Source organism: Cellulosimicrobium sp. I38E (assembly GCF_001647255.1).
In the GTDB taxonomy this organism is placed as follows: domain Bacteria; phylum Actinomycetota; class Actinomycetes; order Actinomycetales; family Cellulomonadaceae; genus Cellulosimicrobium; species Cellulosimicrobium cellulans_E.
This window is the reverse complement of the sequence record NZ_LUAZ01000026.1, coordinates 20,661-46,705: the sequence shown is the minus strand read 5'-3', so window position 1 is coordinate 46,705 and position 26,045 is coordinate 20,661. Positions and strand designations below refer to the sequence as shown.

Sequence of the window (26,045 nt, the reverse complement as noted above, 5' to 3'; positions counted from 1 at the left end):
ACGAGCCCGCACGGAGGGGGACCGTGGACCACGTCGACGAGTGGTCGGCACTGGCCGACGCCTGGGCGCGCTGGTGGGCGCCCGCGGCGGCCCCGGCCCAGCAGGCGATCCTCGACGCCGCGAGCGTCGGGCCCGGCTCCCGCGTGCTCGACGTCGGGTGCGGCACCGGCGAGCTCGTCGCCATGGCTCTCTCCCGCGGCGCGGACGCGGCAGGCTGCGACGCCGCGGCCGGGATGATCGACGTCGCGCGTCGGGTCGGCCCGGACGCGGACCTGCGCGTCGCCCAGGCCGAGCGCCTCCCGTGGCCCGACGACGCGTTCGACCTCGTGACGCTCGTCAACGCCCTCGCGTTCACCGACGTCGCCCTGACCCTGAGCGAGTGCCGGCGCGTGAGCGAGCTGGTCGCCGTCGCGACGTGGGCGGAGGACGACCTCAACGACCTCACCGTCCTCGAGCGGGCCGTCGCCGGCGAGGACCACGAGCCGAGCGACGAGAGCCGCGAGGAGGGCCACCTCGGCGCGCTCCTGGCCGAGCACGGCTTCACCGTCGTCACCGAGGGCGTCGCGGACGCGCCGATGGTGCTCGCCGACGCGGACGAGGTCGTCGCCGCCATCATGTTCGGCGAGTCCGACGAGCTGCGCGCCGAGCTCCGCCCCGACGTCCTCGCCGCCGCGCGCCCCTTCCGCCGCCCCGACGGCACCTACCTCCTGCGCAACGCCTTCCGCTGGGCCCTGGCCCGCCGCTGACGCACTCCTGCCCCGCCGAGGCAGAACCGTGGTCAGGTCTCAGACCCACCTGGTCGCGTCCGCGGCGCGGATGGACTCGGTGCTCGGGGCGGGGGCCGAGACGAACCCCACCACGCGGGCAGTCGCCAGGGTGAGCGCAGACCAGGGTGAGACGACGCAAGGCGGGGTGGGTGGTGGTGCCGCGTCGTGGCGGGCCTGGCGGGAGCCGCGAGGAACGAGCGGCGGATGGTAGACGCGGCACCACCACCCACCCCGCCCACCCAACGCGACCACACGCCGTCGGGCGAGAGACCACGGCTCAACCTCGCGTGACCACGGCTCTACCTCGCGCGACCAGGGCTCTACCTCGGCAGACCAGGGTTCTCCCTCGCGCAGACGGGTCTCGCCCCGGTCCGTGGGGACGGACCGGGGCGAGACGGGTGCGCGACGCGCGCTGCGGGTCAGCCGCAGGTGGCGGCGTCGTACTGCTCGGTGACGGTCGTCGACCTCCCCTCGGCGTCGGTGGCCACGACCGTGACCTCGCCGGCCTCGACCGACGTCGCCCGCGACGCGAACGACTGGTAGGCGTTCTTGCCGGGCTCGACGCCGTTGACGGTCTTGGTCCCGAACGGCGTGTCGAGGCGGACCGTGAGCGGCACCTCGTCGTCGTTCTGCGCGCGGACCGCGACGTAGACCTTGCCGGCGAGGCAGCGGGTCTCCGCCGTGACGGTGACCGTCGGGCCGGCGGGGACGCCGTCGCCCACGGTCAGGGTGAGCGTCGTCGTCGTGGTGCCGGCGGTGCTCACGTAGTCCGGGAGGACGAGGTCACCCTGGATCACGTACACGCCCGGCGTCTCGACGACGGACTCGTCGTAGTCCCACTCGACGCCGATCGCCTGGTTGTCGCGCGAGCCGTCGTTGTAGGAGACGAGGACCGTGGTGGGCAGCCACGGCTGCTCGCCGACGTCCACGCTCTGCTCGAACTGCTCGGCGCCCTGGATCGAGATGCCGCCCTGCGAGCTCTCCGGCCGCACGTACACCTGAGCCTCGGCGATGAGGCCGTAGGTCGTGTTGGTGCCGTAGACCGTGAACGGCTCGACGTTGGTCTCGGCCACCATGGCCGGCGTGATGGGCTGCCAGGTGAAGTCGACCGTGCCGCGGCGGCCGCTCGAGTAGACGACGTCGAGCGACGTCGGCAGCTCGGGCACCTCGCCCGTGACGGTGCGCAGGATCACCGGGCTCGCGACCGAGTCGACGGTGTCCCCGTTGACGCGCCACCGCAGGACGCCGGTGCCGGCGCCGCCGGTCTGCACGCCGGTGATGCGGACGCGCAGGTAGCTGGCCTCGACGGGCTCGAACTCGAGGTGGTTGTACGCGTTGCGCTGGAGCGCGCCCGCGTACGTCGAGCCCTCGGTCAGGGTGACGGGAGTCCAGTCGGTGCCGTTCTGCGAGTGCTCGACCGTGTAGGTGTCCGCGCGCGGCATGCGCGTCCCGCCGTTGTCGTCGTACCAGTAGATGTCGGTCGACGCGACGAGCACCGGGGACTCCCACGCGTACCGGATCCACGCCGCGGTCTGCGGGCTCGTCCCGTTCGCGGGCTGGCCCCACGTGCCCCAGCCGTTGCCCGCGCCCGGGTTCGAGCTCGCGGGCGTCGAGGGCTCGTTGACGCGCAGCGGGTTCTCCCACGACGCCGACCCGCTCGTCGTGATCGTCGCGAGCGCCCCGAACTCGGCCGACGTCGCCTTCTCGGTGAGCTCGACCTCGACGTCGCGCTCGGTCGTGAGCTCGCCGTCGGACGCGGTGAGGCGGAAGGTGTACTCCCCTGCGGCCGTACCCGTGACCGTGGTGGTCAGCGCGTCGGCGTCGCCGAAGATGACGCTCGCGCCCTCGGGCTCGGAGACCGTCGACCACCCGGAGGTGAGCACCCCGTCCTCGGGGATGCCGTCGTCGGTCACGGTGCCGACGAGCGTCGTGGACAGGTTGCCGTCCTTCGACCGGTCGACGTTCACGGTGACGGTCGGGGCGTCGTTGACGACCTCGGGCACGTCGCGGCCGGAGTCGAAGACCTGGATCTCCGAGATGGCGGTCCAGTACGACGGCGTGTTCGTGAACGCGACCCGGACCGTGTCCGTGGTCACGGCCTCGAAGAGCGCCTCGTTGAACTTCGGACCGGGGATCTTCGGGGCCTTGAACGCGTCCGGCACCGTGGTCCAGCCGCCCGAGCCGTCGGGCACCTGGATCGAGTACCGCAGCGGCTCGCGGTAACCGCCCGCCTGCCGGTCGCTGACGAACCAGACCTTGACGTTGTCGAACGTCGTGGGCTCGCCGAGGTCGAGCTCGACGTAGCCGGTGTCACCCTCCGTCCCGTAGTTGCCCCAGTAGGGCTCGTTGACGGTGTTGCCGTCGGTGACCGCGGCGAGCGACACGGGTCGCTCGGTCTCCTTGATCGCCCCGGGCGTGTAGTTCATCGAGCCCGTGCTCCAGCCCGGCGTGTGGAACTGGCGCCACGGCGTCGGGCGCGCGCCCTGCTGGGTGGCCGACGACGACAGCTCGGCACCGCGCGCGAGGTTGCCCGCGTCCTCGGTGAGGTCGATGCCCGCGGTCTTGAGGTAGGAGACGACGCGCTCGTCCTCGATCAGGGTGTCCACGGCCGTGGGCACGTCGGCCCCTTCGTCCGCGACGACCTCGACCCGGAGGCCCTCGTCGGACTCGACGACCTCGTTGGCGGCGGGGTCGTAGACGAACCGGCCGAGCGCGTCGGCCGCGGCCTTGCGCTCGCCGTCGACGAACAGGCTGTAGCCCTCACCGAGGCCGTAGTGCGAGCCGTCCTCGTCCCAGACGATCGTGACGTCCTTGCCGTGGTACCGCAGGTTGTTGACCATGAAGTGGTCGTACCCGAGGTCGATCGGCCAGAGCTCGATCTTGTCGTCGGACCGCGGCTGGATGCCGCCCATGTCCTCGACGTAGATGTAGTTCATGTTGCCGAGCATCACGTGGTTCGGGTTGTTGCGGTTGAACGTCTGCGTGCTCGCGTTCCAGTTCGAGTAGTACTCGGCCTGGTTGGGGACCAGCGCGTTGCCGTTCGGGTAGATGCTCCACGCCATCCAGTCGAGCAGCTTGGCCGCGTACTCGGGCGTGACGTAGGTGTGGTCGGGGTCGTAGTGCCGCAGCGCGGACCGCACACCGCGATACTGGACCGTGAAGTTGATGTTGGAGAAGTTGTTCGAGCCGCCGATCCCGAACTTCGCGCGGTCGTACTGGTTGGCCGTGTAGAACGGGAAGATCGGGAAGTTGTCCCCGTACCGCAGGAAGCGGAAGCCGTCGACGTACTTCTCGGCGTCCTCGACCGGGATGAGGTTCTCGGCGTAGACGTCGTAGAGGTTCGACTCCTTCGCCGGGATGAGGTCGCGCTCGGCCTCGCTCAGGGGGTTCTGGTTCCCGCCCGACGTCGCGCCGTGCGACGTGCCGGCGAGGAACATGCGCGTCTCCTCGCTCCACAGCCGGCCGAGGATCGCGTCGCGGATCTCGTCCGCGGTCTGGCCCATCTCGGCGACCTTCTCCGGGTCCGCCCCCGCCATCGCGTAGAGCTGGCGGGCGGCGTCGAACGCGCCCCACACGTACGCGGACTCCGGTCGCTCGATCGTCCGCGCGCCCGGCGCCCCCGCGTTGACCTTGGGGTACCCGAAGCTGATCGCGTCGGAGTCGTTGCCGGGCATGTAGTTGGTGTCGTAGGCGATGAGCTTGTCGTCGTTGCCGTCGTAGTGCTCGAGCTGGCCCGTGCCGTCGCCCTCGAAGTACGTCGCGAAGCGCTCGGCGACCGCCGGACCGCCGCCGTGCACGTTGAACGCCTCGAGGCCCGCGGTGCCGAGGTACTGCGAGTAGTGGTTGTTCCAGCTCGTGTGGCCGGGGCTGTCGAGGAACGCGGAGGACCCGGACAGCTCGCCGATGTTGAGGATCTGCCCGTAGCCCAGGTACGGGTTGCGGATCCACTTGGTGTCCTGCAGGTGCATGGGCTGCGTGAGCGCCACCGAGTTCTGGTAGAGGTTCACGCCCTCGATCGTCGTCGGGTACTGGTACACGTAGCCCGGCTCGTTCGCGTCCAGGCTGTTGTACCGCTCGCCCCACCAGCGGTAGACGATCGCCTTCTCGATCGCGTCGTCGGGCACGTCGATGTACGGGATGTCCTGGGCCCACTGCCGGTTGAACGCCGTGACGCCGGTGCGGAACGCGTCCGCCGGCGACAGCTCGGCGTACTCGTGGAAGCTCTCGACCGACTCCGGGAGCGTGTCGCTGGACAGCACGCCGAGCACGGACAGGTCGAGCGATCCGCCCGCGGGGACCGTGACCTCGCGGTCGAGGTTGGTGCCGACGCGCTCGAACCCGGGCGCTTTGAGCCCGATCGTGACGTCGGACCACGGGGTGTCCACGAGACCGTTGTTCGACCCGCTCGTCAGCGTCCGCGTCCCGGTGAGCTCGTCCGCGGAGCCCGTCGACGTCGTCGCGAGCGGTGACGCCGCACGGACCGTGAACGTCACGTCGCTCGCGCCGGGGTTCGTGAACGTGATCGCCGACAGCGCCACGTTGTCGTACGTGATGAGCTTCTTGAGGTCGGCGGTGACACCGGTCGACCCGACCGTGTAGCGCGCCTTCGCGTGGCTCGGCGCGTTGAAGCGCTGCGCCCCGACCTCGGTGATCGTCTGACCGGGCACGGTCACGGTGTAGAGGTTGCCGAGGTTGTTCGGCCCGCCCGCGAACGCGGAGCCCGCGAAGCCCATGACCGCCCAGTTGCTGTTGCCGCGCAGGTAGAGCGACCGCCCGCGCGTTTGGAGCACGGTGTTGCTCGCCGTCCCGCTCACCCCGAGCACGCGGTCGAGGTAGTAGTCGGTGCCGCCCGCGGCCAGGTCCTTCTCGAAGATCGACCCGTGCATCGAGCCCGCGGTCCACGGGACGCCCGGCTCGAGCGCCGCGGCGACAGGACCCAGGTTCGTGTAGACCGGGTCACCGATGTCCATCGAGTCCGTCGTGCCGTCGGTGTAGACACCGACGTCGCTCTCGTTGCCCGGCACCACGTCGGCCTGCGCCGCCGGTGCCAGTGCGACGCCGGTGGCGGCCATCGCACCTGTCATCGCCGAGGCGACGACCCTTCTCCACGCTCTCCCCGACATCACCAAGTCCTCTCCATCGGGAACCGGAACAGGTTTCGGGACGACGGCGGGGCCTCGCGTCGCGCGGGTGGACTGCCTCGTCCGCCCGCCCCGCTGCGGGACGCGTGACCCTGATCGTCGTGCCGGCTCGCGCCGCCCCGCGGGCCGGTGGTGACCGGGGCCGTCGGCCCCGGCTCCCTCCGCGGTGAGGTCGCCAGACGCGAGCCAGTCAACCAGCGCACCACGTCGACCGCAATGGTTTTCGGTCTCGACTTTGCGCACCGATCGACGGAAGCACAGTGCCTCTTCGCGCCGTGATCCGTTGTGTTTCCGGGCCGTTCCGATCGTGCGACGCAATCTCACACACCGGAGAGATCAGTTCGGATCTTCTGTACCGAAATCAGCCACTCATCGGTTTCACTCCGTCTGAGCGCGCGGAGGAAGGCCCATCCTCGACGAGTCGCCCGCTCGGGGCTCGAGGCTCGGGGCTCGGGGCTCGGGGCTCGGGGCTCGGGATGACGGCAGGGCGTCGCACGGAGGTTGCGCGCCACCACGGCTTCAGGGCGACCCGGCACGACGGCTCGGCCGGAGCGCGGCCGCTGCTCGAGCGGACGACCGCTACGCGCCGTCGGCGGGCGGCGTCGTCCCGGCCGGGGTCTGCTCCGCGGGCGGGGCGGTCCCGTCGGCCGGCGGCGCCGCGCCGTCCGCCGGCGCCGTCCCGTCGGCCGGTGCGGTGCCCTCGGCCGGACCGGTCCCGTCGGCGGGAGCCGTCGGCTCCGCCGGGTCGGGCGTGGGCGCGGGCGGCTCGAGGAGCGTGAAGGTCACGGGCTCGCTCGTCGCCCCCTCGACGCCCGCGACGCTCAGGACCGCCGTGTACGTGCCCGGCCCCACCTCCGGCTGGTCGGGGGCGCAGCCCTCGACCGAGCGGTGCCGGTCCCAGCGGACGAGCTTCGACGGGTCCTCGTCCCCGGTGCTCATGAGGAGCAGCCGCTCCGTCGAGCCGCAGTGCGCGGACGACCACACGAGCTCGTCGCCGGAGTAGACCTGCACCTGCCGCCCGGCGTCGGAGCCGTCGACGAGGCACGGCCGTCCGCCGGACTGCCGGAGCGTGACGCTGAGCTGGACGGCGCGGCCCGGCTCGTACTCCGCCGCGCTCGTCGTGAGGCCCAGCTCCAGGGACGCCGCCGTGCAGTCCTGCGGCGGTCCGGCGGCCTCCGGTGTCGGCGGCGGCGACTTGCCCTCCTGCGCCGACTCGTCCCCGGCGAGCATCGGCTGCACCGCCCGCACGACGACCTGGCCGAGCAGCACGAGACCGACCACGAGACCGACGAGCAGCGCGAGCGCGACCAGGCGGCGGCGGAGCAGGGCTCCGCGCGACGGCCTCCCCGCCCCGGTGCGCGGGCTGTCGCTCGGCCTGGGGGCGCGGTCGGTCCGCGGCGTGCTCACGGGGTCCTCCGGTCGTGCGGGTGGCTGGTCGCGACCACGGTATCCGCGACGGGCGCCGGGCCTCGTGCTGCCGCGCCGACGTCCGCCCAGGTCGGGGCAGAATAGGTCGTCCCCACGACCTCTCGGCGCCTCGCCGCCGGCCGGCACGACCGCACGCCGGCACGTCGTCGCGGGGCGCACCCGACGACCGAGAGGGACGACAGCCGCCATGACCGTTCCGGCCGCGCGCCCGGTCCGCACGCCCGCCCCCGCCCCGGGCCACGACCCCCACGCCGACCTGCGCGACGCCGTCGGGCGCTGGTTCGGGGAGACGGCGCGCGACCTGCCCTGGCGCGCCGCGGACCGCACCGCGTGGGGCGTGCTCGTGAGCGAGGTCATGCTCCAGCAGACCCCGGTGGTCCGGGTCGAGCCGGCGTGGCGGGACTGGATGGCGCGCTGGCCCGAGCCGGCCGACCTGGCGGCGGCGGCGACGGCCGACGTCCTGCGCGCGTGGGGCCGGCTCGGCTACCCGCGGCGCGCGCTGCGCCTCCAGGAGTGCGCCCGCGCGATCGTCGAGCGGCACGACGGCGAGGTGCCGCTCGGCGAGGAGGCGCTGCGCGCCCTTCCGGGCGTCGGCGAGTACACCGCCGCGGCGGTGACCGCGTTCGCCCACGGGCGGCGCGCGGTCGTCGTGGACACCAACGTGCGCCGCGTCCTGGCACGGGCCGTCGGCGGGACCGCGCTGCCCGCGCCGTCGTACACCGCCGCCGAGCGCGCGACCGCCGCGGCGGTCGCCCCGCTCGGCGACGCGGACGCCGTGCTGTGGGCCGCAGCGTCCATGGAGCTGGGCGCGCTCGTGTGCACGGCCCGGGCACCGCGCTGCGGCGCGTGCCCGGTGCGCGACGCGTGCGCGTGGCGCCGCGCCGGGCGGCCGGGCGACGAGCACGCGGCACGCCGGCGCACGCAGGCGTGGGCCGGCACGGACCGCCAGGTGCGGGGTCGGGTCATGGCCGCGCTGCGCGAGGCGCCGGGGCCGGTGCCGCGCGACGTCGTGGCCGAGGTGTGGCACGACGCCGCGCAGCTCGACCGCTGCGTCGCGAGCCTCGTCGAGGACGGGCTCGTCGAGCAGGCGGACGACCTCTACCGGCTCCCCGCCTGACGGTCAGACGGTCGGCAGCCAGACGCGCATCGTCGACGGGCCGCGCCCGGCCCAGTCGTGGTACGGCACGAGCCGGACGTCGACGGAGACCTCCGCCGGCGCCTCGACCGGGACGGACCCGCGCGCGGCACCGGTCCACCCGGGCGCCCCGCCGCGGAGCGGCGTGTACGGCCACGGGGCCGTCGCCGGGTCCACGAGCAGGCCCCGCACGACGACGCGCCCGTCCTCCTCGCGCGGCGGCACGGCGACGTCGACGCGCAGGTCGGCGACGTCGCGTCCGCCCGGCAGGTCGACGGACTCCACGCACAGGACCTCGGGGCCGCGCTGGACGGCGACGCACCCGCGCACGGCGTCCACGCGCTCGTCGGGCACGAGGAACCGGGGCGTGACGTCGAGGTCGAGCGTGACGACGCTCCCCTCGCGCAGGTCGGGCACCGCGACGGTGCCCGCGGGCACCTGGCGGGCCGGGCCGTCGTCGACCACGAGCAGCCCCGAGCCCGACCACGCGGGAACGCGCAGCGTGAGCGCCCAGCGCTCGGGCGCCTCGACGACGCGCACGCGCACGCGCCCGTCCGCGGGGTAGCCGGTCTCGACGTCGAGCGCGACGGGCTCCCCGGACGGCAGCGTCGCGCGGACCTCGCTCGTGGCGTACTGGTGGAGCTGCACGCCGCCGTCGTCGACGGTGGCGAGGTACCCGGCGAGGCTCGCGAACGTGCGTGCGACGTTGGGCGGGCAGCACGACACCTCGAACCACGGCGCGCGCAGCGACGACTCGGCGCGCTTGCTCACCTGGTCCGGTGCGGCAGGCTCACCCGGGACGCGCTGGTGGAGCGTGTTGGCGTAGTAGAAGGCGCGGCCGTCGTGCGCGGGCGACGTCGCGACGACGTTGAACAGCGTGCGCTCGACCACGTCCGCGTACCGCGGGTCGCCCTGCGCGAGCAGGAGGCGCCACGCGACCATCACCGACCCGATCGACGCGCACGTCTCCGAGTACGCGCGGTCGGGCGGCAGGACGAAGTCCTCGCCGAACGCCTCGTCCTGGTGGTGCGAGCCCTGGCCCCCCGTGACGTAGGTGCGCGCGGCCTGCGTGCGCTCCCACTGCCGCGCGACCGCGGCGACGAGCTCGTCGTCGCCCGTCTCGACCGCGACGTCGACCGCACCGGCGGCGAGGTAGTTCGCGCGGACCGCGTGGCCCCGGAAGACGGTCGCCTCGCGCACCGGGACGTCGTCCTGGTAGTAGGAGCGCCCCCACTCGATGTCCGCGAGCGTGCCGTGCCCGCGCCGCTCGACGAAGAGGGCCGCCTGCCGCACGTACCGGGGCTCGTCGAGCGCGCGCCCCAGCTCCGCGAGCGCCACCTCGACCTCCGCGTGCCCGCAGACCCCCTGGATGCCGTCCGGGCCGAACGCCTCGCACACGTGGTCGGCGGAGCGGCGCGCGACCTCGACGAGGAGGTCGTCCGGGTGCCCGGTGCGCGCCCGCGCGACGGCCGCCTGCAGGAGGTGGCCCTGCACGTACAGCTCGTGGCCCCACTCGAGGTCGGTGTACCGCGCAGGCTGGCCGGGGTTGCCGAACCGCGTGCACAGGTAGCCGTCCGGTGCCTGCGCCGCCGCGACCCGCTCGACGATCGCGGCGAACCGCCGCTCGAGCGCGTCGTCGGGGCGGCGGCCGAGCTCCCACGCCATCGCCTCGAGCAGCTTGTACACCTCGGAGTCGCTGAACTCCCGTCCCCGCCGGGTCGTCGCGACGTCGCCGCGCACGACGGCGTCGAAGTTCGGCAGCCAGCCCTCCGCCTCGAGCCAGTGCTCGATGTGCCCCAGGGTCGCGGCGCGGTTGACCTCCTGGCGCTCGGCCCAGAACCCGCCCGTGATGCGCACCTGCGCGAGCCCGAGCGGCTGCAGCCGCCCCGTCGCGGGGACGACCGGGCGTCCGCCGTCGGTCGGGCGGGCACCGGTCCCGGTCGTCCGGGGCACGGTCGGGGTCGTGGTCATGGCAGCACCTCCGGAGGCGACGGCGCCGCCTCGTGGTTCGTCGGGTCGTTCGTGGGGTCGTTCGTGGGGCGCGTCGGCGGGGACGCCGGACGGCGTCGGCCCGGCGGCCCGGGGGGTGGGGGCAGGGGCGTGGGTCGTCATCCCTTCAGCGCTCCGGACATGAAGCCACGCACGTAGTGGCGCTGGAGCAGCAGGAACAGCACGACGCACGGCGCGGCGAGCACGACGACGCCCGCCTGCGTCGCGCCGTAGTCGACGATGCCCATGACCTGCTGGCGCATGTTGGCCACCGCGAGCGGCAGCGGCGCCTTGGTCGAGTCGGTGATGAGGATGAGCGGCGCGACGAAGTCGTTCCAGGCCGCGAGGAACGCGAACAGGCCCACGGTGATGAGTCCCGGCTTCACGGCGGGGACGAGCACCCAGCGCAGCGCCCCGAACGACGAGCACCCGTCGACCATCGCCGCCTCGTCGAGCTCGCGCGGCACCGACTCGAACGAGATGCGCATCATGAAGGTCGCGAACGGGAGCTGGAACATCGTGAGCACGAGCGCGAGGCCGAGCAGCGAGTTCTGCAGGTGCAGCGTGTTGAGCAGCACGTAGAGCGGGATGAGCAGGGTCGCGTACGGGACCATGAGGATCGCGAGCGTCACGAGGAAGAGCACGTCGCGGCCCGGGAAGCGGAACCGCGCGAACGCGAACCCGCCCAGCAGCGACACCCCGAGCGTGAAGAGCACCGTGAGGCCCGAGACGACGACGGAGTTCCACAGGTACTGCCCGATCCCCGCCTGGTAGCTCGCGAGGGTCGCGTAGTTGCCGAACCCCCAGCCGTCCACCTGGGCGCTGCCCGGCTGCGGCGAGAACGACGCCACCCCGGCCCACACGAGCGGGAAGAGGAAGACGATCGCGAGCCCCCCGGTGAGCACCCAGTACGGGGTGCGCGTGAGGACGCCGGCGATGCGGGCGCGGGGCGCGGGCCGCCCGGGTCGCGCGGGGCGCGTCGCGGGGGCGGGAGCGGGTGCGGTGACGGCCATGTCACTTCTCCTCGGGTGCGCGCATGCCACGGACCTGCGCGACGTTGATGAGCACGAGGGCCGCGAGCACGATGATCGACAGCGCGGCGGCCACGCCCAGGTCGTTCTGCCCCTGGAAGGCGATGTTGTAGATGAGCTGCACCACGGTGATCGTGCTGTTGTCCGGACCGCCCTTGGTGAGGATGTAGAACTGGTCGAACGCGAGCAGCGAGCCGGTGACGCACATGATCGTGCAGAGGGCGAGCGACGGGCGCAGCAGCGGGAGCGTCACGCGGCCGAACGTCTGCCAGCGGTTCGCGCCGTCCATGCGCGCCGCCTCGTAGACCTCGTGCGGGATGCCCTGGAGGCCCACCATGAGCAGGAGCATGTAGAAGCCCGCGAAGCGCCAGACGATGAGGAACACCGTCGACCACAGCGCGCCCTCGGGCGAGCCGAGGAACGACACCGGCTCGTCGACGATCCCGAGCCGCTCGAGCAGCGGCGAGACGGGGCCGACCTGCGGCGAGTACAGCGCGTAGAACAGCAGCGACGCGGAGGCCAGGCCCAGCGCGCTCGGCACGAGGATCGACGTGCGCAGGAAGCTCTTCCACCGGCTCGACTCCTGGACCAGGAGCGCGAACCCGAGCCCCAGGCCGATGAGGAGCACGGTGGCGATCACGGTGTACTTCACCGTGAAGACGACGGAGTCCCAGAAGAACCGGTTCTCGACGGCGTCGCGGAAGTTGTCGGGGAAGTTGACGCCTCGGTTGCCCGCGAGCAGCGGCCAGTCGGACGCCGACATCTGGCCCACCAGCAGCACGGGGAAGATGAAGAGGACGAGCACGAACACCGCGGTCGGGGCGGCGTAGGCCCACCCGCGGGCCGCCTGCGAGCGCCCGGGACGACGGCCGCGCCGCCTGGTGCTCGGGCTCGCGGTGGCGGTGCCCCGGGGCGGCCGGTCGTCGCTCGCGGCGGGGCCCTGCGGCGCCGCGCCGTGCGGCACGGGCGGGGGCGGCGTCGAGGACGCGGACTGCACGGACATGAGAGGTCTCCTGGAACAGGGGTGAGGGAAGCCGGACCCGGCCCGCCGCCGCACGGTGGGCGCGGCGGCGGGCGCTGTGGTCACGCGGAGGTGGTCGTCACCCGGGGGTCACTGCGAGAGGACCGCGGTGATCTCCTCGTTGTCCGGCTCGATGCTCGAGCCGTCGCCGAACACCGCGTTGCGCACGAGCGTGAGCCACGGGCTGTTCGGAGCGTTGAACGCCTGCTGGAAGTTGCGCGCGACGGGCGTGCGGCCCTTGCTCGCGATCTCGTTGATCGTCACGACGCGCGGGTCGGCCGACGAGTACTCGTTGTCGACCAGGTCGGCGCGCGAGACGACGTCGCCGTTCTTGGCGAGCACCTCGACCTGCGCCTCCTCGGACATCATCCAGGAGAGGAAGTTCCAGGCCTGGTCGGACTGCTCGCTGTCCTTGGAGATCCCGATGCCGTCGCCGCCGACGAAGGTCGACTCGCCGCCGCCCGGACCCGGGATCGGCGCGACGCCGACGTCCACCGTCTCGTCGGCGGTCGACAGGAGCGTCGCGGGGTACGGCATCACGCCGACCTTGCCCTCCTGGAAGGGGGCGACCCAGGTCGCGCCGGTCTCGTCGCGGGTTCCGGCGCCCACGGCGTCGGAGTCGACGAGGTCCTTGTACACGGCGTAGACGTCCTGCGCGGTGTCGCTCGCGAGGAGCGACTCGGTGCCGTCCGCGCTGAGCACGTCCTCGTCCGCGGCCCAGACCGACGGGAACCACGTGAACACGAGGCACCCGCCGCAGTTGCCGCCGAAGAACGTGCCGTCGACGCCGCCGCCGAGCGCGTCGACCGCCTTGGCCTGCTCCGCGAACTCCTCGAGCGACGTCGGCCCGGCCTCGGGGTCGAGGCCGGCCCGCTCGTAGAGGTCCTTGTTGTAGAAGAGGACCGAGATGTCGAGCACGAACGGGAGGACGTACTCCTGGTCCTCGTAGGTGCCGGCCTCGAGGTGGCCCTGGTTGATCTGGTCCGCGAAGTCGAGCTGGTCGATGCGGTCGGTGACGTCCTGGAACAGGCCCTGCTCGACCCAGTTCGGCACGTAGACGATGTCGGCGGCGAAGAGGTCGGGCAGGCCCCCGCTGCCCGCGGCGGCGCCGACCTTCGCCACGTAGTCGTCGTTGGGGACGATCGTCAGCTCGACCTGGTTCTCGTGGCTCGCGTTGTACGCGTCCACGAGCAGGTTGGCCTGCTTCTCGAGCGGCGCGCGCGTCCACAGCGTGAGCGTGCTGCCGTCGTCGACGCCCTCGACGCCGCCCTCTCCCGTCCCGCCCGTCGCGGCGTCGTCGCCGCCGGTTCCGGACCCGCCGCACGCGGCGAGCCCGAGCGCGACGAGGCCGACGAGTGTCGTCGTGGCCACGGACCTCTTCCAGGAGGCCCCGCGGTGGTTCTTCATCTCGTGTCTCCTCGTACTCGTCTTCGAGCCGTTGCACCTGCGCCCCGTGCTCGCGCTGGGGGCGAACACGTTTTCGGTCCTCGTGTCGCGCTGCGGCGCGCTCCACGTGGCCGACCCTCCCCTCAGGCGGCTAGTGTTCGAGGTCCTGGCGTCGCCTGCGAGCCCCCTGCTCGCGACGTGCGTCGGAACCGAAACTAACCGAAAAGGTTTTCTGAATGTATGGCAGCGCGGTAGTCTCGTCAAGCACGACAGCGGGTTACAGTTCGATCACGGCTCGATCGTCGAGGGCGCAGCGCAGCGCACCGGCAGGAGGGGGAACGGCCTCATGACGACCCAGAGCGGGAGCGCCACGCCGCGCGCGGCGACCCTCACCGACGTCGCACGCCTCGCGGGCGTGTCCATCGCGACCGCGTCGAAGGCGATCAACGGGCGCGACCAGGTCAAGGCGGAGACGCGACTGCGCGTCCTGGAGGCCGCCGAGCGGCTGTCGTTCGCGCCCAACGCTCTCGCGCGCGGGCTGCTCAAGGGACGCACCGGCACCGTCGGCCTGCTCACGAGCGACCTCGAGGGCCGCTTCTCGATCCCCGTGCTCATGGGCGCCGAGGACGCTTTCGGCGCCGGTCGCGTGTCGGTCTTCCTGTGCGACGCGCGGGGCGACGCCATCCGCGAGCAGCACCACGTCCGCGCCCTGCTCTCGCGGCGCGTGGACGGCCTCATCGTCGTCGGGTCGCGCACCGACCCCCGGCCCCCGCTCAGCGCCGACGTCCCGGTCCCCGTCGTCTACGCCTACGCGCCCTCGGAGGACCCCTCGGACGTCTCGATCACGGCGGACAACGTCGGTGCCGGCCGGCTCGCCGTCGAGCACCTGCTCTCGTGCGGGCGACGCCGCGTCGCGCACGTCTCGGGCGACCCCGGGTACAAGGCCGCGCAGGACCGTGCGGCGGGCGCCGAGGCCGCGGTCGCCGCAGCCGGCCTCGAGCTGGTGGGCGGCCAGACGTTCTTCGGCTCGTGGAGCGAGGGCTGGGGACGCGGGGCGGCGCGCATGATCGTCGAGCAGCACGGCGACGTCGACGCGTTCTTCTGCGGCTCCGACCAGATCGCGCGCGGCGTGCTCGACGCGCTGCGCGAGCTCGGCCGGGACGTGCCGGGCGAGGTGTCGGTCATCGGGTTCGACAACTGGGAGGTGCTCACGACCAACGCGCGCCCCCAGCTCACGAGCGTCGACATGAACCTCGAGCGCCTCGGACGGGTGGCGGCGCAGCGCCTCTTCGCGGCGATCGACGGCACCGTGCGGCCCGGCGTCGAGGAGCTCCCCTGCCGGGTCGTGACGCGCGCGTCGACGGTCCCGATCAGCTGAGCAGGGCGGGGCCCTCCGGCACGTCGTCGAGGTCGAGCAGCATGCGCGTGTTGCCGAGCGTGTTGGGCTTCACGCGCGCGAGGTCGAGGAACTCGGCGACGCCGTCGTCGTGCGAGCGCAGCAGCTCCGCGTACACCTCGTGGGAGACGGGGGTCCCCTCGATCGCACGGAACCCGTGCGCCCGGAAGAAGTCGACCTCGAACGTCAGGCAGAACACCCGCCGCAGACCGAGCGCGCGCGCCCGCGCGAGCAGCTCGACGACGAGCGCGTGCCCCACGCGGTGGCCGCGCCAGGCGGGGTCGACCGCGAGGGTGCGGATCTCGGCGAGGTCGTCCCACATGACGTGCAGCGCGCCGCACCCGACGACGAGCGGTGCGCCCTCGCCGTCGGGCTCACCGGTGGCGCCGGGCTCCACCTCGGCGACGACGAACTCCTGGACCGCCTCGTAGTACCCGACCATCTCCTTGGCCAGGAGGATCCGCGCCTCCGCGTAGGGCTGCACGAGCGCGCGGACCGCGCGCACGTCCGCGGGCAGGGCGGGACGGACGCGGACGGCGGAGGTCGTGGGCACCGCGTCACTGTACGCGGATCCGACCGGTCTTGCATATTCATGCAGCCGGTCGCATACGTGCGCGGGTCCTCTCAGCCGCCCCCGACGAGCCGGGACGCGGTGATCTCGTCCACCACGAGGTCCGTGACGACGCCGGCGCGCAGGGCCGCGCGCAGCGGCGCCACCTTGTTGTCGCCCGCCACGGCGCACACGCGCCGGGGCACCCTGCGCAGCTCGTCAGGTCCGGGCCCGGTCGCACGCTCGTTGAGCGCGATGTCGCGGTAGGTGCCGTCAGCGCGCAGGAACACCGTGCACACGTCGCCGACGACCCCCTCGGCGTCGAGGACCGCGATGTCGTCGGGCTCGAGGTAGCCCGCCGAGTACACGTGGGACGGCACGCCGCCCGCGACGGCGCCCACCGAGAAGAGCGCGATGTCCGCCCGGTGCTGCACGTCGAGGACGCGTCGCACCGACCGCTCGCGCCACATCGCCCGCTTGGTCCCGGCGTAGTCGAAGAACGCCGGCACTGGGAAATGGTGCACGTGCGCGTCGAACGCGGTGCCGAACCCTGCGATGAGGTCACCCGCGTAGTGCACGCCCGACGTGCGCGTGTTGGCCGCGCCGTTGAGCTGGACGACGGCGCTCCCCCGCGTCGGCTTGCGCGGCAGGTGCCGGGAGATGGCCGACAGCGTGGTCCCCCACGCGATGCCGAGGATCATGTCGGAGTCGAACCACGTCGACAGCAGGCGGGCGGTCGTCAGGGCGACCTGCTCCAGCCGCTCGACCTGCGGCGCCTGGTCCGGCACCGGGACGACGTACGCGTCGATGCCCCACGTGCTCGAGAGGTGCTGACCCAGCCCGGGACCGCGGCTCCGCGCCGGCCGCAGCGAGATCTCGACCAGCCCCGTGTCGCGCGCACGCTTCACGAGGCGCGACACCGTCGACCGCGACGTGTGCAGGTGCTTCGCGATCACCTCCATCTTCATGTCCTGGAGGTAGTACATCGACGCCGCCCGTAGGACGTCCTGCTCCCGGTCCACCATGGCGGTCTCCTTCCGCTCGACCTCCATTCTGCACGTTTGTGCACCACGGTTGCGCGTCCGTTCGGCGCGTGGTGGTCTGGAGGGCGTGCCGTCGCGCCGGGACCCCGGCGTGCGCACGACGGTTACCGCTCGCGCACCCTGGTCGGGCGTGGGACCGTCGCTGTGAGCGCACCGTGGGCGCATCGTCCCGCGGCGTGCCCGCAGCACCGAGGGACGAGAGAGGGAGACGGATGGCATCCACGAGACTCACCGCGGAGTCGCGCCGGCAGGCGCTCGCCGCGCTCGAGGCCAGCACGAGCGCCGACGCAGAGCTCGACGTCCTCGTGATCGGCGGGGGCGTCACCGGCGCGGGGATCGCGCTCGACGCCGTGACGCGCGGGCTGTCGACGGCGATCGTCGAGGCCCAGGACTGGTCGGCCGGGACGTCGAGCCGGTCGAGCAAGCTCGTCCACGGCGGGCTGCGCTACCTGCAGATGCTCGACTTCCACCTCGTCAAGGAGGCGCTCACCGAGCGCGACCTCCTGCTCAAGGAGATCGCGCCGCACCTCGTGCGGCCCGTCCCCTTCCTCTACCCGCTCGAGCACCGCGTGTGGGAGCGCGCCTACGTCGGTGCGGGCATCGCGCTCTACGACACGCTCGCGAGCGTCGCCCCCGGCAAGCGGGCGATGCCGCTGCACCGGCACCTGTCCCGCAGCGGGATGGAGAAGAAGTTCCCCGACCTCGCGCACGACGCCGCGGTCGGCGCGGTCCAGTACTGGGACGCGTCCGTCGACGACGCCCGTCTGGTCACCACGCTCGTCCGGACCGCCGCGTCGTACGGCGCGCACGCCGCGTCGCGCACGCAGGTCGTCTCGCTCACCAAGGGCTCGACGGGCGCCGTGAACGGTGCCGTCCTCGTGGACCTCGAGACCGGGCGCGAGGTCACCGTGCGGGCGCGCGCCGTCATCAACGCGACGGGCGTGTGGACCGAGGACACCGAGGCGCTCGCGGGCAGCGAGGGTGGGCTCCGTGTGCTCGCGTCCAAGGGGATCCACATCGTCGTGCCGCGCGAGCGCATCAAGGGCAAGGTCGGGCTGATCCTCCAGACCGAGAAGTCGGTGCTCTTCGTCATCCCGTGGTCGCGCTACTGGGTGATCGGCACCACCGACACGCCGTGGGAGCAGGAGCTCCAGCATCCCGTCGCGACCGCGGCCGACATCGACTACGTGCTCGAGCACGCGAACGCGGTGCTCGCGCACCCGCTCACGCGCGACGACATCATCGGCACGTGGGCCGGTCTGCGACCGCTCCTCCAGCCGGGCACCAAGGAGGGCACGAGCTCCGCGAAGGTCTCCCGGGAGCACACCGTCGCCTCCCCGACCCCGGGTCTGACCGTCATCGCCGGCGGCAAGCTCACGACCTACCGCGTGATGGCCAAGGACGCCGTCGACTTCGCGATCGGCCAGCGCGCGAGCGCCCTGCCGTCCATCACGCAGAAGATCCCGCTCCTGGGCGCCGTCGGCCTCGACGCCGTCCGGCGCCAGGCGCGACCGTGGGCCTCGCGCTACCGCTGGACGCCCGCGCTCGTCGACCACCTGCTGCACCGGTACGGCTCCAACCTGCGGGAGATCGTCGAGCTGTGCGAGGCGCGGCCGGACCTGGCCGAGCCGCTCGAGCACGCGCCCGCGTACCTGCGTGCCGAGATCGCGTACGGCGTCTCCCACGAGGGCGCGCTGCACCTCGAGGACCTCTTGCTGCACCGCACCCGGCTCAACTACGAGGTCGCCGACCGCGGCCTCGCCGCGCTTCCCGAGATCGCCGACCTCGTCGCCGAGCTCCTCGGGTGGGACGACGCGACCCGCGCCGCCGAGATCGCCAGCTACACCGACCGCGCGAACGCGGAGGCCGCCGCCGAGCAGGAGCCCGACGACGCCTCCGCCGAGCGCACCCGGCTGGAGGTCGACGACGTGTCGCCCCTGCAGCCGCTCCGCACCACCTGACAGCAGAACACCGCTCGCGAGCGAGCCTCGGGCGCCGTCCGGCAGGGGACGGCGCCCGACCGGCCCTCGCACACCGACCTCACGGGGCGCACGCCGACGGCGGACCGACCCGAGGACCCGACGCTCAGGCGCGCCGGGACGGTTGAGACAGAGAAGTCCACCACGAAAGAGAGAGCACGATGGATCAACTCCTCATGAACGCCTTCTGGTCCGAGATCCTCGGCACGGCGACCCTGATCCTCCTCGGTGCGGGCGTCGTCGCGAACGTCATCCTGCCGAGGACCAAGGGCTTCAACGGCGGCTGGCTCCTCATCAACTTCGGATGGGGCCTCGCGGTCTTCACCGCCGTCTACGTGGCCTACAAGTCGGGTGCGCACCTCAACCCCGCCGTGACCATCGGCCTGTTCACCGCGCAGGAGCCGTTCTACTCCGTGACCGGCCCGGAGGGCATGGTCACGGCGACGATCGAGCCCACCGTGGGGAACATGTTCATGTACTTCGGGGCGCAGATGATCGGTGCCTTCATCGGTGCCGTGCTCGCGTTCCTCGCGTACAAGAAGCACTTCGACGAGGACGCCCCCGGTGCGACCAAGCTCGCCGTGTTCTCCACCGGTCCGGAGATCCGCTCCTACGCGTGGAACTTCATCACGGAGGTCATCGCGACCTTCGTGCTCGTGTTCTTCGTCGTGGCCTCCGGCAAGACGCCGTCGGGCCTCGGCCCGCTCGCCGTCGCGCTCGTCGTGGTCGCGATCGGCGCCAGCCTCGGTGGTCCCACCGGGTACGCGATCAACCCTGCCCGTGACCTCGGTCCCCGCATCGCGCACGCGCTGCTGCCGATCCGGGGCAAGGGCTCGAGCGACTGGGCCTACTCGTGGGTCCCCGTCGCCGGTCCGCTGGTCGGCGGTGTCCTCGCCGGCCTGCTCGGTGCCGCCTGGGTCTGACCGACCCGGACGAGCCGGACCTCTCCCCCGCGTGACCGGGGAGCCGGGGGCCTCCCCGGTCACGCGGCCCGCCGCCGTCGGGCGCCGGGCACCCACCACGCAACCCACACCCACACCGACGTGAAGGACTGAACGCACCATGGCCGACTACGTTCTCGCCATCGACCAGGGGACCACGAGCTCCCGGGCCATCGTCTTCAACCACTCCGGGGAGATCGTCTCCACCGGGCAGCTCGAGCACGACCAGATCTTCCCGCGCGCGGGGTGGGTGGAGCACAACCCGGAGCAGATCTGGAACAACGTCCGCGAGGCCGTGGGCCTCGCGCTCACCCGCGCCAACGTCACGCACAACGACATCGCGGCGGTCGGTATCACCAACCAGCGCGAGACCGCCGTCGTGTGGGACAAGACGACGGGCAAGCCGGTCTACAACGCGATCGTCTGGCAGGACACCCGCACGCAGAAGATCGTCGACGAGCTGGGCGGCTCCGACGGCCCCGAGAAGTACAAGTCGATCGTCGGCCTCCCGCTCGCGACCTACTTCTCCGGCCCCAAGGTCAAGTGGATCCTCGACAACGTCGAGGGCGCGCGCGAGAAGGCCGAGGCGGGCGACCTGCTGTTCGGCAACACCGACACGTGGACGCTGTGGAACCTCACGGGCGGCGTCAACGGCGGCGTGCACGTCACCGACGTGACCAACGCGTCGCGCACCATGCTCATGGACCTCGACACGCTCTCCTGGCGCGAGGACATCGCCGCGGACATGGGCATCCCGCTGTCCATGCTCCCCGAGATCAAGTCCTCCTCCGAGGTCTACGGGCACGGTCGCCAGCAGGGCCTGCTCCCCGGCGTGCCGATCGCGGGCATCCTCGGCGACCAGCAGGCGGCGACGTTCGGCCAGGCGTGCTTCGAGGTCGGGCAGGCCAAGAACACGTACGGCACGGGCAACTTCATGCTGCTCAACACGGGCACGGAGAAGGTCATGAGCCAGAACGGCCTGCTCACGACCGTCTGCTACAAGATCGGCGACCAGCCCGTCCGCTACGCGCTCGAGGGATCGATCGCCGTCACGGGCTCGCTCATCCAGTGGCTCCGCGACAACCTCGGCATGTTCGAGGACGCGCCCGACGTCGAGTGGCTCGCGGGCAAGGTCGAGGACAACGGCGGCGCGTACTTCGTGCCCGCGTTCTCCGGTCTCTTCGCCCCGTACTGGCGATCGGACGCGCGCGGCGCGCTCGTCGGCCTCACGCGGTACGTCAACCGCAACCACATCGCGCGGGCCGCGCTCGAGGCGACCGCCTACCAGACGCGCGAGGTGCTGGACGCGATGAACGCCGACTCCGGCGTCGACCTCACCGAGCTGCGCGTCGACGGCGGCATGGTCGCCAACGAGCTCCTCATGCAGTTCCAGGCCGACCAGCTCGGCGTGGACGTCGTGCGCCCCAGGGTCGCCGAGACCACGGCGCTCGGTGCCGCGTACGCCGCGGGCATCGCCGTCGGGTTCTGGAAGGGCGAGCAGGACGTCATCGACAACTGGGCCGAGGACAAGCGGTGGAGCGCGTCGATGGACGACGCCGAGCGCGAGCGCCTCTACCGGAACTGGAAGAAGGCCGTGACGAAGACGTTCGAGTGGGTGGACGAGGACGTCGAGCAGTAGGCCGGTCGTCGCGTCCCTCGCGGGACGCGGCACGTGCGGAGGGGCGGGGCGCCGGTGCGCCCCGCCCCTTCGTCGTCTCCGCCCGGCGGGCGAGCCCCCGGGCACGTGCCTAGCGTCGGAGGAGGTCGCGACACGGCGGCCTGCCACGACGGGAGACGCCATGACCGACACGCACCACGAGCTGCCGCACGCCGGGTCCGACGAGGTCGAGAAGGTCCGCGAGCTCGTCAAGGACGAGCGGATCGCCATGCTGACGACCGTCGCGGAGGACGGGAGCCTCGTCAGCCGGCCGATGGGCGTGCAGGCCGTCGACTTCGACGGCGACCTGTGGTTCTTCGCCGCGGCGGACTCCCACAAGGTCGCGGAGATCGCCCGCGACTCCGCCGCCAACGCCGCGTTCTCCGGGACCAGCTCCTGGGTGTCGCTCTCCGGGCGCGCCACGCTCGTGCACGACCCGGACAAGATCCGCGAGCTGTGGAACGCCGTCGCCGACGCATGGTTCCCCGACGGCCCGGACACCCCCGGGGTCGTGCTCATCCGTCTGCACGCCGAGTCCGCCGAGTACTGGGACTCCCCCGGCGGCCGCGTCGCGACGCTCTTCAGCCTCGTCAAGGCGAAGGTCACCGGGCGCCCGTACGAGGGCGGGGAGAACGAGACCGTGGAGCTCTGAGGGCTTCGCGCTGCCGACCCGCCCCGCCGCGGTCGCTCCCGCCCGCGGGAGTCCCTACGGTGGTCGGGTGCGCGCGTGGGTCTACGAGCGGTACGGCGGCGTCGACGAGCTGCGGCTCCGTGACGTGCCGACGCCTGCACCGGAGAAGGGCGAGGTCCTCGTCGAGGTCGTCGCGACGTCCGTGAACCTGTCGGACTGGGAGGCGCTCCGCGGCAGCCCGGGCTACGCCCGCCTCGACGGGCTCCGCGCACCGCGCACCCGGGTCCTCGGGTCCGACGTCGCCGGTCGCGTCGTGGCGGTCGGGGACGGCGTCACGCGCTTCTGTCCGGGTGACGAGGTCTACGGCGACAACCTCCCGCGCCGCGGTGGGTTCGCGGAGTACGTGGTGATGCCGGAGAAGGCGGTGGCGCACAAGCCGCCCGGGCTGACCTTCGCCCAGGCGTCCGCGATCCCGCAGGCGGGCGCCATCGCGCTGCAAGCCCTCGCGTCGGCGGCGCCGGGGGCTCGCGTGCTGATCAACGGCGCGGGCGGCGGGTCCGGGAGCCTCATGGTCCAGCTCGCGGTCGCGCGGGGCCTGCACGTCACCGCGGTGGACAACGCCGGCAAGCTCGACTTCCTCGAGCGGCTCGGCGCGCACGAGGTGATCGACTACCGGCGGACCGACTTCACGCGCATCGGCCCGTACGACCTGGTGGTCGACCTCGTCGCGTACCGGTCCGTGTTCGCCTATCGGCGCGCGCTCGCCCGCCGTGGGCGGTGCCTGATGGTCGGGGGCACGCTGCGGACGCTGCTCCGCATGCTCACCGTCGGGCCAGTGCTGGGAGCGCTGACCGGTGCACGGCTCGGCGTCCTCTTCGTGCGGCAGGGCCCGCGCCACTTCGCGCCGCTCGCCGACCTGTGCGCCGCCGGCGACGTCGAGATCCACGTGGACCGCACGCTCCCCTTCGCGGACGTGCCCGCCGCGCTCACGCTGCACGGTGAGGGACGCGCCCTCGGGAAGGTCGTCGTCACCGTGCGCGACGCCGCTGGCTAGGGTGGGCGCGTGAGCCTCCTGCGCGAGACCAGCTACACCGTCCCCGGCATCCACGTCACCGACCGCGAGCTCGTGGTGCCGCTCGTCTGGGGCGACGACGGCGACCCCCGGCGCCTGACGCTGTTCGTGCGCGAGCTCGTCGACCCCCTGCGACGTCGGGAGGACCTGCCGCTGCTCGTCTTCCTCCAGGGCGGTCCGGGCGGCAAGGGGCCGCGTCCCACCGGTCCCGACGGCTGGCTCGGCACGGCGCTCGAGACCCACCGCGTCGTGCTGCTCGACCAGCGCGGCACCGGCCGTTCGTCGGCGGTGCGGGGCGCGGCGCTCGCCGGGCGCGGGACGGGCGCCACCCAGGCCGACCACCTGGCGCACTTCCGCGCCGACTCGATCGTCGCCGACGCCGAGCACGTGCGGCGCACGGTCTACGGCGGTCGGCGCTGGTCCTCGCTCGGGCAGTCGTACGGCGGGTTCCTCACCATGACGTACCTGTCCCGCGCTCCCGAGGCCCTCGACGCGTGCTTCGTGACGGGCGGCCTGCCGGGGCTGACGGCGGACGCGCGCGAGGTCTACCGCCGCACCCAGCCGCGCGTCGTCGCGAAGAACGCCGCCTACCGCGAGCGCTACCCCGACGACGCGGCCCGGCTCGGGCGCGTCGCGGACCGCCTGGCCGCCGGCGACGTGCGGCTGCCCGACGGCGACGCGCTCACGGTGCGCCGGCTCCAGACGCTCGGCATGGACCTCGGCATGCAGCCCGGCCCGGAGCGCATCCACTGGGTCGTCGACGAGGCGTTCGACGCCGACGCGCCCGACGAGCTCACCGACACGTTCCTCGCCGAGGTCGCCGCGGCGACGTCGTTCCGCACCAACCCGCTCTACGCCGTGCTGCACGAGTCGATCTACGCGCAGTCCGGCACCGGACCCACGGCCTGGGCGGCCGAGGCCGTGCGCGCCGAGGACCCCGCGTTCGACCCGGCGGCCCGGCCGCTGCTGCTCACCGGCGAGATGATCTACCCCTGGATGTTCGATGAGGTCGCCGCGCTGCGCCCCTTCCGCGCGGCGGCGGAGGCGCTCGCCGCCCGCGAGGGCTGGCCGGACCTCTACGACCTCGACGTGCTCGCCCGCAACGAGGTGCCGGTCGAGGCGGCGGTGTACTTCGACGACATGTTCGTCGACGCGGGCCTGTCGCTCGAGACCGCCGCGCACGTGGGCAACGTCCGGACGTGGGTGACCAACGAGTTCGAGCACGACGGCCTGCGCACGGGAGACGTCTTCTCCCGCCTGCGCGACCGCCTCGCCGCCCGCGGCGGCCCCCTCCCCACCCGCTGAGTGCATGAAATAGTCGCGTCTGCGGCCCGCGGACGCGACGATTTCATGCACTCAGCGGGGGGCCGGTGACGGGGCGTGCTTGGCGAGGAACGCGTAGACCTCCGTGGCGTCGACGCCCGGGAACGCGCCGGACGGGAGCGCGGAGAGCACGTGCTGGTGCATGCGCGCGCTCGGCCACGACGCGTCCTCCCAGCGCGCCGCCGCGTCGGCCGCGGGGCGGCGGCAGCACGACTCGTCCGGGCACGACGACTGGCGCCGCACGGTCGTGTCGCGGCCGCGGAACCACTTGGCCGACGCGAACGGCACGCCGACGGCGATCGAGAACTGGCCGGTCGTCGTGGTGCCGGTCTGGGTCGAGCACCAGAACGTCCCGGCGGGGGTGTCGGTGTACTGGTAGGACTCCTGCGCGCGGTCGCGACGCGTGAACGCCTCCCGGACCGCCCACTTGCGGCAGACCATCTGGCCCTCGATCGCGCCCGTGACGTCGGCGGGCAGGGGCAGCCCGTCGTTCTCGTAGCCGCGGAACAGGGCGCCGTCGTCGCCGACGCGCAGGAAGTGCAGCGGGATGCCGAGGTGCACGGTCGCGAGGTTGGTGAAGCGCTGCGCCGCGGCCTCGTGCGTCACGCCGAACGCGTCGCGGAGGTCCTCGACCGCGAGGTCCTTCTCGCGCTTGCGCCGCTCGAGGAACTCGACCGCGGCGGACTGCGGGATGAGGCAGCACGCCGCGAAGTAGGTGATCTCGACGCGCTGCCTCAGGAACTCCGCGTACGAGCGCGGGCGCTCGTGCCCGAGGACGCGGTGCGCGATGGCCTGGAGCGCGAGCGAGCGCAGCCCGTGCCCGCCGGGGATGGACGCGGGGGGCAGGTAGATGCGCCCGTTCGCGAGGTCCGTGACGGTGCGGGTCGAGTGCGGCAGGTCGTCGACGTGCCAGATGGTGAAGCCGAGCTGCTCGGCCATGCGCGCCACGGTGCGGTGGGTGAGCGCCCCGACCGTGTACCCGGCCTTGCGCGCCATGTCCTCCGCGAGCTCCTCGATCTCCGGGTAGTAGTTGTCCCGGGCCTGCCGTTCGAGGCGCAGCTCCGTGTTCGCGCGGCGCGCCTCCTCGGGCGTCGCGACGGCCTCCGTCGCGCGGCGCTGGAGCTCGGCGTGCAGGCCGACGAGGTTCTCCAGGACGGGGAGCGGGAGCTTCTGGCTCGCCTTCACGGCGGGCAGGCCCAGCCCGGCGAACAGCGGCCCCCGCTGCGCGCGGTCGAGCGCGATCTCCAGGGCGGCCCGGCGCGACGGCGGCTCGTCCGTGAGCAGGTCGGTCAGCGGCACGTCGAGGGCCTGGGCGAGGTGCTGGAGGAGCGACAGCCGCGGCTCGCGGCGCCCGTTCTCGATCATCGACAGCAGGCTCGGGGCGGTGCCGACCGCCTCGCCGAGCGCGTCGAGCGTGAGGCCGCGCGCCGTGCGGAAGTGGCGCAGGCGGCGGCCGAGCGTGATGAGGTCCGCCTGCGGCCCGGGCGGCGTCGCCTCTCGGGCGCGACCACCGGGCGGTCCGCTCGGGTGCTCCGTGGGCGGTGATGTGGCCATG

Annotated in this window: 18 protein-coding genes; 9 read left to right on the top strand and 9 right to left on the bottom strand. The window is 72.9% G+C overall.

All coding sequences use genetic code 11. The features are described from left to right. Positions 1 to 23 precede the first annotated feature (23 nt). On the top strand, positions 24 to 746 hold the full coding sequence (locus A0J59_RS09455) for a class I SAM-dependent methyltransferase (protein WP_053369553.1): 723 nt from the start codon (positions 24 to 26) through the stop codon (positions 744 to 746). 440 nt (positions 747 to 1,186) lie between these two features. Here the strand turns inward: A0J59_RS09455 and A0J59_RS09450 are convergent, their stop codons facing one another. Next, a complete protein-coding gene (locus tag A0J59_RS09450) occupies positions 1,187 to 5,839 on the bottom strand; it encodes a discoidin domain-containing protein (RefSeq protein WP_255365116.1) in 4,653 nt (1,550 codons plus the stop codon). A gap of 648 nt (positions 5,840 to 6,487) precedes the next feature. Then, positions 6,488 to 7,315: a hypothetical protein gene (locus A0J59_RS09445; RefSeq protein WP_064315937.1), complete on the bottom strand. Its 828-nt coding sequence runs from the start codon at positions 7,313 to 7,315 to the stop codon at positions 6,488 to 6,490. Positions 7,316 to 7,523: 208 nt separating this feature from the next. Here A0J59_RS09445 and A0J59_RS09440 point away from each other — a divergent pair, with 208 nt between their 5' ends. After that, positions 7,524 to 8,453: an A/G-specific adenine glycosylase gene (locus A0J59_RS09440; RefSeq protein ID WP_064315936.1), complete on the top strand. Its 930-nt coding sequence runs from the start codon at positions 7,524 to 7,526 to the stop codon at positions 8,451 to 8,453. A 3-nt stretch (positions 8,454 to 8,456) separates the two neighbouring features. Here the strand turns inward: A0J59_RS09440 and A0J59_RS09435 are convergent, their stop codons facing one another. The 4 genes from A0J59_RS09435 to A0J59_RS09420 form a co-directional block, all read right to left on the bottom strand. After that, the gene (locus A0J59_RS09435; protein WP_082918884.1) at positions 8,457 to 10,442 is read right to left on the bottom strand and encodes a glycoside hydrolase family 127 protein; all 1,986 of its coding nucleotides are present in this window, start codon (positions 10,440 to 10,442) and stop codon (positions 8,457 to 8,459) included. A 137-nt stretch (positions 10,443 to 10,579) separates the two neighbouring features. After that, positions 10,580 to 11,473, bottom strand: coding sequence for a carbohydrate ABC transporter permease (locus A0J59_RS09430; RefSeq protein WP_082918883.1), 894 nt, complete (start codon positions 11,471 to 11,473; stop codon positions 10,580 to 10,582). Position 11,474: 1 nt separating this feature from the next. Continuing rightward, entirely contained in the window at positions 11,475 to 12,494 is a 1,020-nt protein-coding gene (locus A0J59_RS09425) for a carbohydrate ABC transporter permease (RefSeq protein WP_082379545.1), read from the bottom strand. A gap of 108 nt (positions 12,495 to 12,602) precedes the next feature. Beyond that, the gene (locus tag A0J59_RS09420) at positions 12,603 to 13,883 is read right to left on the bottom strand and encodes a sugar ABC transporter substrate-binding protein (protein WP_255365115.1); all 1,281 of its coding nucleotides are present in this window, start codon (positions 13,881 to 13,883) and stop codon (positions 12,603 to 12,605) included. 361 nt (positions 13,884 to 14,244) lie between these two features. On the opposite strand from A0J59_RS09420, the gene A0J59_RS09415 reads away from it, so the two are divergent. Beyond that, positions 14,245 to 15,276: a LacI family DNA-binding transcriptional regulator gene (locus tag A0J59_RS09415; RefSeq protein WP_047231526.1), complete on the top strand. Its 1,032-nt coding sequence runs from the start codon at positions 14,245 to 14,247 to the stop codon at positions 15,274 to 15,276. Here the strand turns inward: A0J59_RS09415 and A0J59_RS09410 are convergent. Further along, positions 15,269 to 15,847: an amino-acid N-acetyltransferase gene (locus tag A0J59_RS09410; protein ID WP_047231525.1), complete on the bottom strand. Its 579-nt coding sequence runs from the start codon at positions 15,845 to 15,847 to the stop codon at positions 15,269 to 15,271. The genes A0J59_RS09415 and A0J59_RS09410 overlap by 8 nt on opposite strands. Before the next feature lie 71 nt (positions 15,848 to 15,918). Further along, positions 15,919 to 16,869, bottom strand: coding sequence for a sugar-binding transcriptional regulator (locus tag A0J59_RS09405; protein WP_053369892.1), 951 nt, complete (start codon positions 16,867 to 16,869; stop codon positions 15,919 to 15,921). Positions 16,870 to 17,099: 230 nt separating this feature from the next. Here A0J59_RS09405 and A0J59_RS09400 point away from each other — a divergent pair, with 230 nt between their 5' ends. From A0J59_RS09400 to A0J59_RS09375, 6 genes are all read left to right on the top strand, one after another. Further along, a complete protein-coding gene (locus A0J59_RS09400) occupies positions 17,100 to 18,848 on the top strand; it encodes a glycerol-3-phosphate dehydrogenase/oxidase (RefSeq protein ID WP_047231524.1) in 1,749 nt (582 codons plus the stop codon). A gap of 179 nt (positions 18,849 to 19,027) precedes the next feature. Next, the gene (locus A0J59_RS09395) at positions 19,028 to 19,789 is read left to right on the top strand and encodes an MIP/aquaporin family protein (RefSeq protein WP_047231523.1); all 762 of its coding nucleotides are present in this window, start codon (positions 19,028 to 19,030) and stop codon (positions 19,787 to 19,789) included. Positions 19,790 to 19,928: 139 nt separating this feature from the next. After that, positions 19,929 to 21,446, top strand: a complete 1,518-nt coding sequence (gene glpK, locus A0J59_RS09390) for a glycerol kinase GlpK (RefSeq protein ID WP_064315934.1) — start codon at positions 19,929 to 19,931, stop codon at positions 21,444 to 21,446. Positions 21,447 to 21,606: 160 nt separating this feature from the next. Further along, on the top strand, positions 21,607 to 22,116 hold the full coding sequence (locus A0J59_RS09385; protein WP_053369546.1) for a pyridoxamine 5'-phosphate oxidase family protein: 510 nt from the start codon (positions 21,607 to 21,609) through the stop codon (positions 22,114 to 22,116). 67 nt (positions 22,117 to 22,183) lie between these two features. After that, positions 22,184 to 23,149, top strand: a complete 966-nt coding sequence (locus A0J59_RS09380) for an NAD(P)-dependent alcohol dehydrogenase (protein WP_064315933.1) — start codon at positions 22,184 to 22,186, stop codon at positions 23,147 to 23,149. 18 nt (positions 23,150 to 23,167) lie between these two features. Continuing rightward, entirely contained in the window at positions 23,168 to 24,472 is a 1,305-nt protein-coding gene (locus A0J59_RS09375) for an alpha/beta fold hydrolase (RefSeq protein WP_064315952.1), read from the top strand. A 51-nt stretch (positions 24,473 to 24,523) separates the two neighbouring features. On the opposite strand, the gene A0J59_RS09370 is transcribed toward A0J59_RS09375, so the two are convergent. After that, on the bottom strand, positions 24,524 to 26,044 hold the full coding sequence (locus A0J59_RS09370; RefSeq protein ID WP_047231519.1) for an XRE family transcriptional regulator: 1,521 nt from the start codon (positions 26,042 to 26,044) through the stop codon (positions 24,524 to 24,526). Between the last annotated feature and the right edge of the window lies 1 nt (position 26,045).